This window comes from Hymenobacter duratus (assembly GCF_014698995.1).
Classification (GTDB): domain Bacteria; phylum Bacteroidota; class Bacteroidia; order Cytophagales; family Hymenobacteraceae; genus Hymenobacter; species Hymenobacter duratus.
The window spans coordinates 1,759,429-1,775,350 of the sequence record NZ_JACWZZ010000001.1 but is presented as its reverse complement, the minus strand read 5'-3'; the positions used below and the strand labels follow the sequence as shown (position 1 = coordinate 1,775,350).

Genomic DNA, 15,922 nt, shown 5'->3' with positions numbered 1-15,922 from the left:
CAGAAACAGCTGCAAAGTTCGTTTAAAACCAACAACCTGGGTAGGTTGGTTTGCGAAAGACGCTGTGTTGTAGTCAACCCGCAGGCCCATGGCTTCGTTCTTGCGGCAACCGCAGCCCGGTCGTTTGCATCTGTGCAGGCAACTGCCAACCCGTATCTTCGTTCCCATATCTTCTTTTTTCTGCTGCCGTGCCACGTTTCGTTTCCATTCTGCTGAAAGTGCTGCTGGCCCTGCTGCTGGTAGTGGCCCTGGCAGTGGTGGGCGCGTTGGTAGCTTTGCGCGTGCCTAGCGTGCAGACGCGCCTGGCGCAGGAAGCGGCCGAAATCCTGACCGATAAGCTGGGCCAGAAGGTAATAGTCGGCCGGGTAGATGTGCGGCCCTTTTCGCGGGTGTTGCTGGAAGGAATCCGGGTGCTGGACCGGCGCGGCGAGGAGCTGTTCAGCGTAGGCCGGGCCGATGCCGATATCAGCCTGTTCAGCATCTTCGACCCCAGCCACCTGCACGTAGGCAAGCTCACGCTGGAAGAGCCGCGCTTTGCGCTGGTGACCTATAAAGACCAGCCCGACTCTACCAACCTCTCCGAGTTTCTGAGTGCCATCCGCCGGCTGGTGGGCCCCTCGGATACCACGAAGGTCAGCAAGCCGTTCGACTTCAAAATCAACGCTATTGGCCTGCGCAACGGGCGTTTCATCCTCGACGACCGGCACAAGCCGCGCGAGCCGTACTACGGCCGCTCGATGGATTACGCCCACATGCGGATTGACAGCATCTACGCCGATTTTTCGCAGATCTGGCTGCGCGGCGACACCATTCACTCCCAAATTGACGGGCTGCGGGCCGTGGATACGCCCTCCAATACCCGCCTGCGCGAGCTGACGGCCAACATGACCTATGCGGGCAAGTTCTGGGAATTTGCGGGCCTGAACCTGCGCATCGGCAACAGCCAGCTGCGCAACTATCTGCGCTTCGAGTATCAGCACTTCCTCAATTTCGCTGACTTCAACGACTCGGTACGGGTAGTGGCGCGGCTGGATCCGTCGCGCATCTACTCCGACGATATTGCGCAGTTCGCGCCGCAGCCGTTTATGCGCGACCTGAAGGAGACGGTGCTGCTTTCGGGCGAGGCCAAAGGCTATGTGAAGAACTTCACGACCAAAAATCTCGACATTACCTACGGCAAAAACACGCGCGTCGTGGGCAACATCAACGTGGAAGGCTTGCCCAACCTGAAGGAAAGCTTCGTGGAAATGCGCCTGCAACCGTCCGTCATTGATGGGCTCGACATCCGAAAGTACATTCCGGCCTCGGGCTGGCCCTACGTGCAGCGGCTGGGCATCGTGAAGCTGAAAGGGCAGTTTCTGGGCTTCTACAACGACTTTGTGGCCAACGGCTCGTTCCAGACGGCGCTGGGCTCGGTGGTGTCCGACGTCAACCTGAAATTCAAAGACGACCCGCGCTTCTCGTCCTATGAAGGCGACGTACGCACAACCGGCTTCCAGCTGGGCAAGCTGCTGGGCCAGGAAAACGTGGTGCGCGACGTGACGTTCAGCGGCCGGGTAGAAGGCGTGGGCTTCACGCCGGAAGGCGCCCGCCTCACGGCCAACGCCACCATCCAGAGTATCTGGCTGAACGGCTACCGCTACCGCAACATCACGACCAACGGCCGATTCAGCCGGGAGTCATTTACGGGCAAAATTGCCGCTAACGACCCTAGCCTGCAGTTCGATGCGGATGGGACCATCGACCTGAACAAAAAGCGCCAGGCGTTTGACGTGCGGGCCCGCATCCGCCGCGCCGACCTGCGCGCGCTGGGCCTCACCAAGCAGAGCGTGGTAGTGGCCACCACCGCCGACGTGAAGTTTCAGGGCCTGACGTTGGACGCGCTGATTGGCCGCATCAAGCTGCGTAACTCGCGCGTAGGCTATGCCGGCCGCACCGTGCTGGTGGATACGCTGGACGTGGTGAGTGAGCGGACAGCGGCCCAGCGCCGGCTGGCCGTACGCTCGGAGGTACTCAACCTGACGGCCACCGGCAACTTCGATTTCACGGAGGTAATCCGGAGCACGCAGGTGCTGCTGACCGAGTACCAGCTCAACTTCGAGAGCAACGACGCGGCCATTGCCGACTACTACCGCCGCAAGCGTCAGCGGGCTATTCCGGAGTACGCCATCGACCTGGACCTGTATCTGAAAAAGCCTAATCCGATGCTGCAGCTCTTTATGCCGGGGCTGCGGATAGCGAATTACTCGCGCATCGATGGCTCGTTCCGCAATGGGCAAACGTCCATTCTGCAGCTCGGCGGCAGCTTCGATACGCTGGTAGTAGACAGTGTACGCACCTACCGCACGGCCTTCGAATTCAACACGTCCAAGCTGCCCTACCGGCCCGAAGTGCTGGCGCAGGCCAACATTACGTCGGAGCGGCAGGTGCTACCGGGGCTGGGCCGCACGGAGGGCTTCTATGTGGAAGGCGTGTGGGACCAGGAGCGCATCAACTTCTCGACGGCCCTGGCCCAGACCAATACCACTAATAAAGCCCAGATTAACGGCGCGCTTTCCTTCCTGCCCGACGCCGTGCAGGTGGTATTCCGGCAGTCGGGTGTGAACCTGCTGGGCAAGGACTGGACCATTGCGCAGGACAATTCCGTCATTATTTCGGGCAAAGGCAAGGAATTCGACATTCAGAACCTGAGCCTAAGCAATGGAGCGCAAAGTGTGAGTGCACAAGGATTTATCTCCCAAAATTCTGCCAAGCAACTAAAGCTGACGGTGAAAGACCTGGAGCTAGCGACCCTTACGTCGCTCACTACCCAGAACATGACGGGCCGCGTGAATGCCGAAGGCACCGTGAGTGGCGTGTACGGGCCGCTGGCTATCAACTCCACGCTCACCGTCGATTCGCTGCACTTTGATAATGTGTTGATTGGCAACGTGCAGGGCAAAAGCAGCTGGGACAACCGCGCCAGTCAGGCCCTGATAGACCTGGATGTGCTGCGCGACGGCAGCCGCGTGGTGCGGGTAGCAGGCACGCTGGCCCCCAACCGCAAGGACGACCAGCTCAACCTGACCGCCGTGCTCGATCAGGCGCCGGTGAAACTGGCGGAGCCGTTTCTCAAAACCCTGTTTCGCGACCTGGGCGGCACGGCCGTGGGCACGTTGCGGCTGGCCGGGCGCTTCAGCCAGCCCCACCTCACGGGCACCATTGATGTGAGCGACGGCCAGCTCACGTTCATCTACCTGGGCACCACCTACACCTTTGCCGACCGGATCCGGTTTACTGACGACCGGATTGCGCTGCGCGACATCAAGGTGAAGGACCCGCTGGGCAACTCTGGTACCGTCAACGGCGACATTTTCCACGACGGGTTCCAGAACATGCGGCTGGCGCTGGACGCTTCGTTCCGCAAGCTTCTGGTGCTTAATACCACCCGCAAAGACAACGAGCTGTACTTCGGTACGGCCTATGCCACCGGCACGGCCCGTGTGAATGGCCCTTCTGACAACTTAGTAGTGAACGTACAGGCCAAATCGGAGCCCGGCACACGCCTTTCGCTGCCACTTGATAATGCCGCCCGCGCCGAGAAGGCCAGCTACATCCGTTTCGTCAACCGCAACCTCACCGACACGGCGCGCACACCTATTCCGGTGGGGGTGCAGGAAAAAGTAGACCTCTCGGGCATCCGGCTGAATATGAACCTGGAAGTGACGCCCGATGCCTACGTGGAGATTCTGCTCGACGAAAGCACCGGCGACGTTATCCGGGGCACGGCGGCGGGCCGGCTCCGTCTCAACATCGACACGCGCGGCGACTTCAACATGTTCGGGCAGATTGAGATTGTGCGGGGCGCCTACAATTTCACGCTGCAGGGCCTCGTCAACAAGGAATTTGTGGTGCGACCGGGCGGTACTATTTCCTGGAACGGCGACCCGCTGGCCGGCGAAATGAACGTAACGGCAGCCTACACCCAGCGCACGTCCCTCTCCCCTATTCTGGCCAGCAACAGCGCCGTAGTGCCCGTGACGGCCGTGATGAACCTGACCGGCCCGCTGCTGCTGCCGGTTATCAAGCTGAATCTGGAGTTCAACGACATTCCATCGTCGCTGGAAGGCGACCTAGTACCGTTCCTGTCGTCGTTGCGGAACGATGAGCAGGAACTGAGCCGGCAGGTGTTCAGCCTTGTGGTGTTTAAGCAGCTGGCTCCTGCCGCTTCGTTGTCATCGATTACCTCGTTTCAGGGCCAGAACAACGCGTTTGGCAACAGCCTGGGCCAGATTATCAGCACCCAGCTCGGGGCTCTTACTTCGCAGCTCGACCCCAATCTGGAAATCAGCTTCAATTTCAACGGTATTTCGGCCGAGCAGCTGCAGGCGCTCCAGGTGCGGCTCAGCTACTCGTTCATGAACGGGCGGCTGCGCGTAACGCGGGATGGCGGCTTCAATAACGGGGTCGTGACGGATGCCACCACGGGCGTCACGACGTCTGTGAACAACAACGCGTCCATCATCGGCGACCTAAGCCTAGAGTACTACCTGCGAGCCGACGGCAAGTTCCGGGCAAAGCTGCGCTACGAAACGACCCCGCGCGACCTGATTGGGTTGAGCAACGGCCAAAACCAGGCTCGTGCCGGCGTTTCGCTGGTACACACGGAGCAGTTCGACTCGTTGGGCGAGCTATTCGCCCGCAAGCACCTGCGCCGCCGCGAGCTGAACGCCCGCAAAGCCCGCGAAGTCCTGAACGTAGATGATGACCCCCGGACAAATTTGTAGGAATTGAGCGGAGGGTATGGCGGGTAACGTCGCACAAAACGACCAACAATCAGCACCCGACAATCAATAATCAAATTACCTTTGCCCCTCTATGGCCCAACCCCGCCCGACCCGCAAGAAAAAGCTAGGCAGCTACCCCCACACAATGGTGGTGTTCAGCATCACGCTGGCGTTGCTGGTTATCGGGCTGTTTGGGCTGCTCCTGATTCATGCACACAAGCTCTCCAACCTGGTGAAGGAGAACATTGAAATGCAGGTTTATCTGGAACGTAACCTGCCAGCCACGGAGCTGCTGCGCCTGCAGCAGGACTTCGCCCGCAAGCCCTACATTGCCCAGCGCGACGGCAAGGCGCAGGTGCGGTTTCTGTCCAAGGAGGAAGGTGCGAAGCAGTTCATCGAGCAGACTGGCGAGGATTTTCAGCAGTTTCTCGGCGACAACCCGCTGCGCGACGCCTACATCCTGAAAATCAACGCCGAACATTCCGACTCGCTGCAGATGGGCCGTATTGAGCGGGAACTGAAAGCCGAGCCGGGCGTGCACGAAGTCCAGTACGTGCAGAGCCTCATCAGTTCCATCAACCAGAACGTGCGCAAGCTGAGTCTGGTGCTGCTGGGGTTTGCAGTAGTGCTGACATTTGTCGTGACGGTGCTTATCAACAATACGATTAAGCTGGCCCTGTTCTCGCAGCGTTTCCTCATCCGAAGCATGCAGTTGGTAGGAGCTACTCCGTTTTTCATTCAGCGCCCGTTCCTGAACCGCGCCACGTGGCAGGGCCTAGCGAGTGGCATTCTAGCGGGCCTGCTGTTGCTGGCGCTGCTTCAATATGCCTACCTGCAGGTAGCCGACCTGCGTGTGCTCCGCGACGACCGGCTCATTGGCGCACTGCTGTTGCTAATGGTGGTACTGGGGTGCGGAATCGGCTTCCTGAGCTCCTACCGTGCCGTGCGCAAATATCTGGGCATGTCCTTGGATGACCTGTATTAACCTGTTTAAACGTGCATAACAGAACGTCATGCTGAGCTTGCCGAAGCATCTCTACCGCTTGGTTGCCAAAGTAAATTGATTACTACTGCGGTAGAGATGCTTCGGCAAGCTCAGCATGACGTTCCCTTCCTAACCACATGGAACCTACTTCCCCCCAAACGCCTCGCTTCGCCTTCGGGCCGCGCAACTACCGCCTGATGTTTCTGGGCTTGGCCGTGCTGGCCGCCGGCTTCATCACCATGACCCTGGACTCGGCTGACTACGGCGAAGGATTTCTGGGCATCACGCTCGGTCCGATTCTGCTGATCGTCGGGTTTCTGCTAGAGTTCTGGGCTATTATGGCCAAGCCACAGGCCACCGCGCCGGTAGCGCAGGATGCTACTACCCGCGACACACTGGCCCAGCAGCCCGCGCCGGCTGCTCCCGTTGCTCCTACCGCTCCTACCTACAAGCGCTAAAAGCGCGAAGCCTCTGCTTCACGCTCCGCTGAACAGCCGCAACCAGGCTGGTTCTATCCACCGCGCGCAACTACGTGCGAAGCAGGCGCTTGGCGCCACTTTCTACCCATGAACTACTGGTACGCCCTGATTCTGGCTATCGTCGAAGGCCTGACGGAGTTTCTGCCCGTGAGCAGCACCGGCCACATGATTATCGTGGCCAACCTGCTCGGCATCGGGCAATTGCCCTTCACCGAAACCTTCATCACCTCTATTCAGCTGGGGGCCATCCTATCGGTAGTGGCGCTGTACTGGCGGCGCTTTCTGCAGAGCTTCGACTTCTATGTGAAGTTGTTTGTGGCGTTTCTGCCGTTCGGAGTGCTGGGTTTCCTGCTGAAAGACGTCATTGAGGAGCTGCTGAAAAGCGTGACCGTGGTAGCCGTTTCTCTGGTAGTGGGCGGCGTAGTGCTGCTGTTCGTAGATCGGTGGTTTTCGAGTCCGCGCAAGGAGGTAACCACGCCCAGCCTGCCGCAGGCGTTGCGCATCGGCCTGTTTCAGTGTCTGGCGCTGGTGCCGGGCGTGAGCCGCTCGGCGGCCACCATCATCGGCGGCCTGGCTCAGGGCTTCGACCGTCGTTCGGCCGCTGACTTCTCATTTCTGCTGGCTGTACCGACCATGTTTGTCATCACCGCTTACCAGCTTTACAAGACCTACAAAATAGCGGCTCCCGGCGCCGACGACATCAAGCTACTGCTGTTCGGCAACGTGGTGGCGTTCATCGTGGGCCTGCTGGCGGTCAAGTCGTTCGTGAATTTTGTGTCGCGCTTTGGTTTCCGCGCTTTTGGTTTCTATCGCATCATCGTGGGCGTGGTCATTCTGGTCATGATTGCGCTGGGAATTCCTATGCAGCTCATCTAATTCCATGGATACTCCCCGCTCATTTGATTTCGAAGCCGGCGAAGTGCTGCTGCTCGACAAGCCGCTTACCTGGACGTCGTTCGACGTGGTGCGCAAGGTGAAGAACACGCTGCGCATCAAGAAAATCGGCCATGCCGGCACCCTCGACCCGCTGGCTACCGGCCTGCTGATTCTGTGCACCGGCAAGAAAACCAAGGAAATCGACCAGATTCAGGCCCAGGAAAAGGAGTATACCGGCACGTTCCTCCTCGGCCAGACGACGCCCAGCTTCGACTTGGAAACGGCCGTCGACGCCGAGCTGCCCTACGCCCACCTCACCGAAGACGAAATCCGGGCGGCCACCGCACCATTCGTGGGCCTGATTGCGCAGACGCCACCGCTGTTTTCGGCCGTGAAAGTGAACGGCGAGCGAGCCTACGAGGTGGCCCGCCGCGGCGACGAGGCCGAAATCAAAAGCAAGCAGGTGACCATCCGGGAGTTTGAAATCACGCGCATTGCGCTGCCCGACGTGGATTTCCGTGTCACCTGCTCCAAAGGCACCTACATCCGCAGCCTCGCCCGCGACTTTGGGGCCGCGCTGGGCTGTGGCGCCCACCTCACCAAGCTGGTCCGCACCCGCATCGGCGAGTACCACGTAGAAGACGCCCTGACGATGGAAGCCGTGGAGGCCATGCGCCCGCCGCGCCCGGAAGGCGAAACGGAGCGGCCCCGCCGGCAGCGGCAGCCGCGCCCCGAGCGCCGGGCCGGCCTGGAGTTCTTCAACACCAACCAACCAAGCTCCGACCAAGCCCAAGACCCGAGCGAGGCGTAGCCGGCAGGCTTCTCTCCCACTCCTTTACTACCCGCCAGCCCTTTCTCACCCATGCACATCATCCACGACCCGGCCCAGTTTCCGCACCTTGGCAATGCCGTGGTGACCAGCGGCACATTCGATGGCGTGCACGTAGGCCACCAGCAGATTCTGCGGCGGCTGCGCGAAGTGGCCGAGCACAGTGGCGGTCCGGCCGTGGTGATTACCTACTGGCCGCACCCGCGGCTGGTGCTGGGGCCGCCACCCTCCCACCCCGAAATGCTGGCCCTGCGCCTTCTCAGCACTCTGGAAGAGCGTGCCGCCAAGCTAGCCGAGTTCGGCGTGGATTATCTGCTGGTGGTGCCCTTCACCCCCGAATTTGCGGCCTGGACCTCGGAAGAATACATCCAGAACATCCTGATGCGCACGGTGGGCACCAGCAAGCTGGTCATCGGCTACGACCACCGTTTCGGCAAAAACCGGGAGGGCGGCTTTGACTATCTGCGCCAGAACGCGGACCGCTACGGCATGAGCGTGGAAGAAATTCCGCGCGAAGACGTGGACGCCGTGGGCGTGAGCAGCACCCGCATCCGGCGCGCCATCGAGAGCGGCGACATTCTCACCGCCAACCGTTACCTCGGCTACTCCTACCCACTCACAGGCACTGTAGTGAAGGGCCGGCAGTTGGGCCGCACCATCGGGTGGCCCACGGCCAACATTGTGTGCGAGGAGCCGCTGAAGCTGACGCCGGCCCGCGGCGTGTATGCTGTGATGGCCACTACGGCCGCGGGCACGCACCACCCGGCCATGCTCAATATTGGCGTGCGCCCCACCATCGGCGGCGACCTGGCCCAGACCGTAGAGGCCCATCTGCTCGACTTCGACGGCGACCTGTACCACCAGACGCTGACCGTGGAGTTTGTAGCCCGCCTCCGCGACGAGCAGAAATTCAATGGCCTCGATGAACTGAAAGCCCAACTGGCGCTAGATGCCGCTGATGCCCGCCGCCACCTGATAGGCGGCTAAGCAGCCACTACACCTGCCATCCGGAGCGACGACGCAGGACTTTCTTCCATTGAAGCAACTCGTTCAGTTGTGGGATAAGGTAGCGCGTTGCCGGTTGTTTCGCGGAAGTATTCGGATGGCGGGCGGTTTTCGTAGTTCTCTCTACCTTGCCGCCCCAAACATCCCACCCTTCCTATGATCAACAAAGTAGTAGCCGGCCCGGAAGAAGCCCTGCGCGGCCTCACCGACGGCATGACCCTCATGCTGGGCGGTTTCGGCCTGTGCGGCATCCCCGAGAACAGCATCCGGGAAATTCTGCGCCTCGGCGTGAAGAACCTGACCTGCATCAGCAACAACGCCGGCGTCGATGATTTCGGCATCGGGCTGCTGCTGCAAACCAAGCAGGTGAAGAAGATGATTTCCAGCTACGTGGGCGAAAATGCCGAGTTTGAGCGGCAGTTGCTTTCGGGCGAGCTGGAAGTGGAACTGATTCCGCAGGGCACGCTGGCCGAGCGGTGCCGGGCCGGCGGCGCGGGTATTCCGGCGTTCTACACGCCGGCCGGCTACGGCACGGAGGTGGGCGAAGGCAAGGAAAGCCGCGAGTTCAACGGCAAGATGTACCTATTGGAAAACGCCCTGCACGCCGACTATGCTTTCGTGAAGGCCTGGAAAGGCGATACGGCCGGCAACCTGGTGTTCAAAGGAACAGCGCGCAACTTCAACCCCATGATGGCGACGGCCGGCAAAATCACGGTGGCGGAAGTGGAGGAACTGGTGCCTGCCGGCGAGCTGGACCCTAACCATATTCATACGCCTGGCATCTTCGTGCAGCGCATCTATCAGGGCCAGAACTACGAGAAGCGCATCGAGCAGCGTACGGTTCGGCAGGGGTAAGTAGTTGTCATGCTGCGCTGCTTGTTTCGGCAACCTGTAACCCGCTGCACTTCCTGCCATGCTGACTTATTCCACTCGGGCCGGCTTACTGCTGCTGACGCTTCTGCTGACCAGCCTTCCGGTGTTGTTTGGCGGCTACGTGAACGAGACGGCACCATACCGCCCTACAACCCGGTACGTGGCCGGCCGCTGCACCCGCTACTGCGAAGCGCACGGCTGCCCGCACGCTACTGCGGCCAACAGCCCGGCGTACCGGCAGTTGCGGCCCCTCTATCACGCTACTATTGCGGCTTTGGCAGCCGGAGGAGCAAGCTGGTACGCCGCCGCCAACATCGGAGTCTTCCTCGTGATTATTCCGCTGGTGCTGCTCTGGCTCACGTACGGCCTGTTGCGCAACGCCGTACTTATTAGGCGCCTTAAAAAGCAGCTACATGACTGACCTGCCCGCTCGTATCGACCACTTAATTCGTCTGGCGTACTGGTATTGCACCGACTTCATGGTGAATCTGGCGGCCCGGTGGCACATCTCCTACAACGAGGCCAACACCCGCATTTTGCTCCTGCTGATTCCAGGCGTGGTGGGGCTGCTGCTGGTCATGCGCCTCATCCAATGGGTGCAGCTCCGGAAGCTGCGCCGCTCCCTTCCCTCAACATCCTTCTGACTCCCACCTTACTCTCATGCTAGACAAACACGGCATTGCCCGGCGCATTGCGCAGGAAGTACAGAACAACTCTTATGTCAACCTGGGTATCGGCATTCCGACCCTGGTGGCCAACTATATTCCCGAAGGCATCAACGTAGAGCTGCAGAGCGAAAACGGGCTGCTGGGTATGGGCCCCTTCCCCACCGAAGACCAAGTAGACCCCGACCTCATCAACGCCGGCAAGCAGACCGTCACCACGCTGCCCGGCTCCAGCCTCTTCTCCTCCGCCGACTCGTTCGGGATGATTCGGGGTGAGCATGTGGACCTGACCATTCTGGGCGCCATGGAGGTTTCCGAAAACGGCGACATTGCCAACTGGAAGATTCCGGGCAAGATGGTGAAAGGCATGGGCGGCGCCATGGACTTGGTGGCGTCCGCCAAAAATATCATCGTGGCCATGCAGCACGTAGCCCGCGACGGGTCCAGCAAGCTGCTGCCGGCCTGCACGCTGCCCATCACTGGTCTGCGCTGCGTGAAAAAGATTGTCACGGAGCTGGCCGTCATCGACGTGACGCCCGACGGATTTGTACTGCGCGAGCGGGCGCCCGGTGTCACGGTAGAGCAGATTCAGGCCGCTACTGCCGGCAAGCTGGTCGTGCGCGGCGAAATTCCGGAAATGACGGGCGTATAGTTCAGTGAATGGTGATTCATCTGTCATCCTGAGCGGAGCGAAGGGCCTTATTACACCTGAACGATTCTGTTCAGCGTGATAACCTTCGCTCCGCTCAGGATGACAGGTTTTTACCGCCTTTACTTAAGCCGCCGGAATGCCTGGGCCAGAATACGCTCGGCGGCTTCGAGCGTGAAGTGAGAAAAATATTTGCGCAGGTGTGCTAGTGCGGCAGGCGCGCTGAGGCCGCCCGCCTGTACGGCCTCGGCCAAGTGGTCAGCCAGCGTGTCGGGGTGGCTAGTGAGTGCCGGAAACTCATGGCGGGTTTTGTAGCGGGCCAGAATATCGACGCGTAATGTGGCCGGAGCCCCCGGAATCTGGGCCAGTAACCGCTCCATCACCAGCTGCACTTCGTCCATGAACAGCGTGCGCACCAGACCGGGCGGCGTAGGCACGGCCTGTCCGGCAGCCGCAACAAGCAGCACGGCTGCCGGCATATCGGGGTGCCAGCGGCTAACATCGGGCGGGGCACAGAGCCAGGCCGTGGGCGGAAACCCCTCCGGCTGATTGAGCAGCCGGCCCAGGGTCTGAAGGCTGCGTTCTTCAGGAGGAAGCATACTGCAAGGTACGACGCAGAGGCCGGATGCGGCGACTAGCGGGCCCAGGTGCTATATTCGGGTTCCTGATATTTTCCGGCGCAATTCCTTCTGTTATGCTGCAACGCTACCCGCTTTTCCTGTCCCTGCTGCTAGCCGGTGCCGTCACGGCCCGGGCTCAGTCGCCGAGTATTACCCGCGCCGATATGCCGGTAGCTACCGATACGCTCCGTCAAAGCACGGCGGCGCTGGTGCTGCCGGCCGGTGCGCCGCCCCTGACTCAGCGCGGCGCCAACCAAACTTGGAACTACAGCACGTTGGTAGCTACCGCCCAAAATGTGGCTCGCTTCACTACTGTTCCCAGCCAACCGCTGTACACGCTTACCTTCAATTCGCTCTTCAGCGGCAGCAACCGCGCCACCGTAGCGGCGCCGCAGAGTGTGCCGCTGCCGCCGGGCTTCTCGCTGCCCATCACCGAACCCTACCAGTTTTTCAACGCCTCGAATGCGGACTTTCGCTCCGTGGGATATGGTGGCACGCTGGCGGGCACGGCGGTACCTGTCACGTATGCCAGCGCTGCTCAGCAGGACGTTATCTACCGGTTCCCTCTCAGCTTTGCCAGCACCCCCGACTCCAGCAACTCCTTTTTCAGCATCAACGTGCCGGGCACCGGCTACCTGAGCCAGGAGCGCAAGCGGGTGAATAAAGTGGATGCCTGGGGCCGCCTCACGACACCGTTCGGCACGTACCAGACGGTGCGGGTTGTGAGCCGCATTGAGGACCGCGACAGTATTTCGGCGGGCGGTATCAGCCAGGGTTTTGAGTTGCCTATCGTGCGCGAATACAAGTGGCTGGCAGTGGGCCAGCATGTGCCGCTGCTTACCATCACCACCACGCAGGTAGCGACACAGGAAGTTATTTCGGGCATAGAATACCGCGACTTTTACCGCCGCCTAGGGGTGCTGGGCACCAGCCGCCAACTGCCCGAATCGGTGCTTGGCTTCTACCCCAACCCGTGGGGCGGCACAGCGCCGCTACGCCTGCTACTGCCCGCAGCGGGCACCGCCACCATCACCGCCACCGACCTTGCCGGCCGCCTGTTGTTCTGCCACACGCTGCCACATGCTTCCCGTGAGGCGACGCTACCGGCTACGCTGTTCGGAGCGTTCCGGGGCGTGGCCCTGCTCCGCGTGCAGACCGAAACCGGTGTGGCCGTGCGGCGCGTGGTGCGCGAGTAACGCAGCCGGAGGTAAGCTACCGGAAGCCCGCTTCGTGCCACGTGCGAAGCGGGCTTTTTCTGTGCCAGGCTTTTCCACTGAGCCTTTTTAGCATCGAAGTTGTTGTGCAGCCGTAAAGCAGGCGGGCCCGCTAAGGGCTCTATCTTTGCGTTTCTCCCCACTACACTTCCTTTCTGATTCATATGGCAACGAGCTCCAACGGTAAGGCGGGCGGCGCCCATGGCAAGAAAAATACGCTGCCAGGCATGCCCCAGACACCCGAATTGCTGACCCCTACCGCTATTCCGGCGCATAAGCTGGTACTGCGCACCTTGAAAAGAGTTGATTTCAAGGCCGTGAAAGAAATCATGGACAAGGTGTACTCCAACATGGAGGGCGCCTGGGCCCAGGACGAATACAACGCGCTGCTGAAGAAATTTCCGGAAGGCCAGATTTGCATTGAAGACAACGGGCAGGTGGTAGCGGCCGCGCTGGCCATCATCGTGCAGTATTCCGACTTCGGCGACCGGCACACCTACTCCAAAATCACGGGGGGCGGCAAGTTCAACACGCACAACCCCGACGGCGACACGCTCTATGGCGTGGACGTGTTTGTAGACCCCGAGTACCGCAGCCTGCGCCTGGGCCGCCGCCTCTACGATGCCCGCAAAGAGCTGTGCGAGAACCTGAACCTGCGCGCTATGGTGGCCGGGGGCCGCATCCCCGGCTATGCGGCCTACGCCAACGAAATGACGCCGGCCAAGTACGTGGAAATGGTGCGCAACAAGGAGCTCACCGACCCCATCCTCACCTTCCAGCTCTCCAATGACTTCTACGTCCGCAAGCTCATTCGTGGGTATCTGCCTTACGATTCGGAGTCGAAGGCCTATGCCACGCTGCTGGAATGGATTAACGTGTACTACGATGAGGAAACCGATAAGCTGATTGGTAACCAGAAGAGCAACGTGCGCATTGGCATTGTGCAGTGGCAGATGCGGGCCACCAAAAACCTGGACGACTTTTTCCAGCAGATGGAGTTTTTCGTGGACACCGTTTCGGGCTACAAGGCCGACTGCGTGCTGTTTCCGGAGTTTTTCAATGCCCCCATGATGGCCCTCACCAACGAGGAGTCGCCGTCGGTGGCTATCCGCTCGATGGCAGCCTTCACGGAGCCCATCAAAACCAAGATGATGGAGCTGGCCGTGAGCTACAACATCAACGTTATTGCCGGCTCCATGCCGCTCTACGACGATGGCAAGCTCTACAACGTGAGCTACCTCTGCCGCCGCGACGGCACCGTGGACGAGCAGTACAAACTGCACGTTACGCCCGACGAGGCCAGCTACTGGGGCATGCGCGGCGGCGACAAGCTGCGCTGTTTCGACACGGATTTTGGCAAAATCGGTATCCTGATCTGCTACGACGTGGAGTTTCCGGAGCTGAGCCGCATGCTGAGTGACGAAGGCATGAAAATCCTGTTCGTGCCATTCTGGACCGATACCAAGAACTCGTATCAGCGCGTGCGGCTTTGCGCGCAGGCGCGGGCCATTGAAAACGAGTGCTACGTGGCCATTACCGGCTCAGTCGGCAACCTGCCGCGCGTCGAGAACATGGACATTCAGTATTCGCAGAGCGCCGTGTTCAGCCCGTCGGACTTCGCCTTCCCGCACGATGCTATTGTGGCCGAAGCCACACCCAACACCGAAATGACCCTGATTGCCGACCTGGACCTGGACCTACTCAAGGACCTGAACACCAGCGGGGCCGTGCGGAACCTGCGCGACCGGCGCAAGGACCTGTACTCGGTGAGCTGGGTGAAGAAAACCGAGCGCGACGACGAGTTGCTGGCGCAGGGCGAGGAGCGCGTTGTTAAAACCTCCAGCCGCCGCAAGGCCGTATCGGCGGGGTAGGGACTACCGCGTGTAGGGTGCGCTGCCGTTTTTAGTGAAATACCCTACACGGTGTGTAGGGTATTTTTATTAGCCCCGCGTTTTACCCTACACGCTCCGTACCCCGGCCGTTGGTGGTGGCCGCTCGTCGGCCGGAACAATAAAATTTTACGAAAGAGCCGTTCGGGAACGTTCCCGGGCGGCTCTTTCCAGTTTGCTGGGCGGAGGCCATCTGAAAGCCCCTTTTATTTAAGTAAACTTCCGGCCGCCAACCGGCTCAGCGCCGGCTGGAACCCGCCTTTCCCTTAAGCCCTTCCTGTATGAAACGCGTCCTTATTACCGGTGCCAACCGAGGCATGGGCCTCGAGCTCACCCGCCAGTCGCTGGAGCGTGGCGACACGGTATTTGCCACCAGCCGTCGTCCCGAAGCCGCCACCGACCTTCGGCACCTGGCCTCGCAGTACCCCGGCCACCTCACCCTCGTACAGCTCGATGTGACGGATGAAGCCAGCATCCGGGCCGCGCACGACGCCGTGAAAGCCGCAACTTCCAGTCTCGACCTGCTCATCAACAACGCCGGCATTTATCCGGGCATGGGGCCCGAGGACCCCGAAAACCAGCGGCTGGGCCAGTTCACCGCCGATGGGGCACTGCAGGTGCTGCGCGTGAATGCCGTGGGCCCGCTGTTGGTAGCCCAGGCTTTTCTGGATTTGCTGCGCGCCGGTACCAAAGCCCGCATCCTGAGCCTTTCCTCGGGGCAGGGCTCATTGGAGTGGAAAGCCTCCGGCGACCCATATCACTACAGCGCCAGCAAAGCCACCCTGAACATGTACATGCGCGCGCTGGCCGCTGAAATCGGGCAGTACGGCGTATTGTCTATCCTGGTAGATCCGGGCTGGGTACGCACGGGCATGGGTGGCAGCGCCGCCGCCCAGGATCCTGCCGTGGCCGCCAAAGGCATCCTGCGCCTCGCCGACCAGCTGCACGACGAGGAAAACGGCAGCTTCGTGACCTGGCAGAACCAGCACGTGCCGTGGTAGCCCTGCGCCCGGCGCTTTGCCTTTCACATCCATAGAAGAAAGGGCCTGCTACTGTGCTGTAGCGGGCCCTT

The 15,922-nt window shown here is 60.7% G+C and carries 14 protein-coding genes; 13 read left to right on the top strand and 1 reads right to left on the bottom strand.

Annotated features, from left to right (window positions below; all coding sequences use genetic code 11):
- Positions 1-188: 188 nt before the first annotated feature.
- The 10 genes from IC231_RS20325 to IC231_RS07325 all read left to right on the top strand — a co-directional run bounded on the left by IC231_RS20325 (position 189) and on the right by IC231_RS07325 (position 11,130).
- On the top strand, positions 189-4,766 hold the full coding sequence (locus IC231_RS20325; RefSeq protein ID WP_190783839.1) for a translocation/assembly module TamB domain-containing protein: 4,578 nt from the start codon (positions 189-191) through the stop codon (positions 4,764-4,766).
- A gap of 91 nt (positions 4,767-4,857) precedes the next feature.
- A complete protein-coding gene (locus IC231_RS07365) occupies positions 4,858-5,751 on the top strand; it encodes a cell division protein FtsX (RefSeq protein WP_190783838.1) in 894 nt (297 codons plus the stop codon).
- A 137-nt stretch (positions 5,752-5,888) separates the two neighbouring features.
- Complete coding sequence (locus IC231_RS07360; RefSeq protein WP_190783837.1) at positions 5,889-6,209, top strand: DUF3098 domain-containing protein; 321 nt, start codon at positions 5,889-5,891, stop codon at positions 6,207-6,209.
- A gap of 108 nt (positions 6,210-6,317) precedes the next feature.
- Positions 6,318-7,106 (top strand): undecaprenyl-diphosphate phosphatase, encoded by a 789-nt coding sequence (locus tag IC231_RS07355; RefSeq protein ID WP_190783836.1) that lies wholly within the window; start codon positions 6,318-6,320, stop codon positions 7,104-7,106.
- A gap of 4 nt (positions 7,107-7,110) precedes the next feature.
- Positions 7,111-7,917, top strand: coding sequence for a tRNA pseudouridine(55) synthase TruB (truB, locus tag IC231_RS07350; RefSeq protein ID WP_190783835.1), 807 nt, complete (start codon positions 7,111-7,113; stop codon positions 7,915-7,917).
- A 51-nt stretch (positions 7,918-7,968) separates the two neighbouring features.
- Positions 7,969-8,922, top strand: a complete 954-nt coding sequence (locus tag IC231_RS07345; RefSeq protein ID WP_190783834.1) for a bifunctional riboflavin kinase/FAD synthetase — start codon at positions 7,969-7,971, stop codon at positions 8,920-8,922.
- Between the two features lie 174 nt (positions 8,923-9,096).
- Positions 9,097-9,795: a CoA transferase subunit A gene (locus tag IC231_RS07340; RefSeq protein ID WP_190783833.1), complete on the top strand. Its 699-nt coding sequence runs from the start codon at positions 9,097-9,099 to the stop codon at positions 9,793-9,795.
- Between the two features lie 58 nt (positions 9,796-9,853).
- Positions 9,854-10,234, top strand: a complete 381-nt coding sequence (locus IC231_RS07335; RefSeq protein ID WP_190783832.1) for a hypothetical protein — start codon at positions 9,854-9,856, stop codon at positions 10,232-10,234.
- Positions 10,227-10,457, top strand: coding sequence for a hypothetical protein (locus IC231_RS07330; RefSeq protein ID WP_190783831.1), 231 nt, complete (start codon positions 10,227-10,229; stop codon positions 10,455-10,457). Before IC231_RS07335 ends, IC231_RS07330 begins: the two co-directional genes overlap by 8 nt.
- 16 nt (positions 10,458-10,473) lie before the next feature.
- Complete coding sequence (locus tag IC231_RS07325; protein WP_190783830.1) at positions 10,474-11,130, top strand: CoA transferase subunit B; 657 nt, start codon at positions 10,474-10,476, stop codon at positions 11,128-11,130.
- A gap of 119 nt (positions 11,131-11,249) precedes the next feature.
- On the opposite strand, the gene IC231_RS07320 is transcribed toward IC231_RS07325, so the two are convergent.
- Entirely contained in the window at positions 11,250-11,726 is a 477-nt protein-coding gene (locus tag IC231_RS07320; protein WP_190783829.1) for a hypothetical protein, read from the bottom strand.
- A gap of 95 nt (positions 11,727-11,821) precedes the next feature.
- Between IC231_RS07320 and IC231_RS07315 the strand changes: the two genes are divergently transcribed.
- From IC231_RS07315 to IC231_RS07305, 3 genes are all read left to right on the top strand, one after another.
- Positions 11,822-12,943, top strand: a complete 1,122-nt coding sequence (locus IC231_RS07315) for a hypothetical protein (protein WP_190783828.1) — start codon at positions 11,822-11,824, stop codon at positions 12,941-12,943.
- A gap of 245 nt (positions 12,944-13,188) precedes the next feature.
- Positions 13,189-14,832 (top strand): bifunctional GNAT family N-acetyltransferase/carbon-nitrogen hydrolase family protein, encoded by a 1,644-nt coding sequence (locus IC231_RS07310; RefSeq protein WP_223831388.1) that lies wholly within the window; start codon positions 13,189-13,191, stop codon positions 14,830-14,832.
- Between the two features lie 299 nt (positions 14,833-15,131).
- Entirely contained in the window at positions 15,132-15,851 is a 720-nt protein-coding gene (locus IC231_RS07305; protein WP_190783826.1) for an SDR family oxidoreductase, read from the top strand.
- The last annotated feature ends 71 nt before the right edge of the window (positions 15,852-15,922 follow it).

Coding starts and splice junctions, on each gene's coding strand:
- IC231_RS07365 (WP_190783838.1), top strand. CDS start 4,858: ATGGCCCAACCCCGCCCGACCCGCAAGAAAAAGCTAGGCAGCTACCCC.
- IC231_RS07360 (WP_190783837.1), top strand. CDS start 5,889: ATGGAACCTACTTCCCCCCAAACGCCTCGCTTCGCCTTCGGGCCGCGC.
- IC231_RS07355 (WP_190783836.1), top strand. CDS start 6,318: ATGAACTACTGGTACGCCCTGATTCTGGCTATCGTCGAAGGCCTGACG.
- truB (WP_190783835.1), top strand. CDS start 7,111: ATGGATACTCCCCGCTCATTTGATTTCGAAGCCGGCGAAGTGCTGCTG.
- IC231_RS07345 (WP_190783834.1), top strand. CDS start 7,969: ATGCACATCATCCACGACCCGGCCCAGTTTCCGCACCTTGGCAATGCC.
- IC231_RS07340 (WP_190783833.1), top strand. CDS start 9,097: ATGATCAACAAAGTAGTAGCCGGCCCGGAAGAAGCCCTGCGCGGCCTC.
- IC231_RS07335 (WP_190783832.1), top strand. CDS start 9,854: ATGCTGACTTATTCCACTCGGGCCGGCTTACTGCTGCTGACGCTTCTG.
- IC231_RS07330 (WP_190783831.1), top strand. CDS start 10,227: ATGACTGACCTGCCCGCTCGTATCGACCACTTAATTCGTCTGGCGTAC.
- IC231_RS07325 (WP_190783830.1), top strand. CDS start 10,474: ATGCTAGACAAACACGGCATTGCCCGGCGCATTGCGCAGGAAGTACAG.
- IC231_RS07320 (WP_190783829.1), bottom strand. CDS start 11,726: ATGCTTCCTCCTGAAGAACGCAGCCTTCAGACCCTGGGCCGGCTGCTC.
- IC231_RS07315 (WP_190783828.1), top strand. CDS start 11,822: ATGCTGCAACGCTACCCGCTTTTCCTGTCCCTGCTGCTAGCCGGTGCC.
- IC231_RS07310 (WP_223831388.1), top strand. CDS start 13,189: ATGCCCCAGACACCCGAATTGCTGACCCCTACCGCTATTCCGGCGCAT.
- IC231_RS07305 (WP_190783826.1), top strand. CDS start 15,132: ATGAAACGCGTCCTTATTACCGGTGCCAACCGAGGCATGGGCCTCGAG.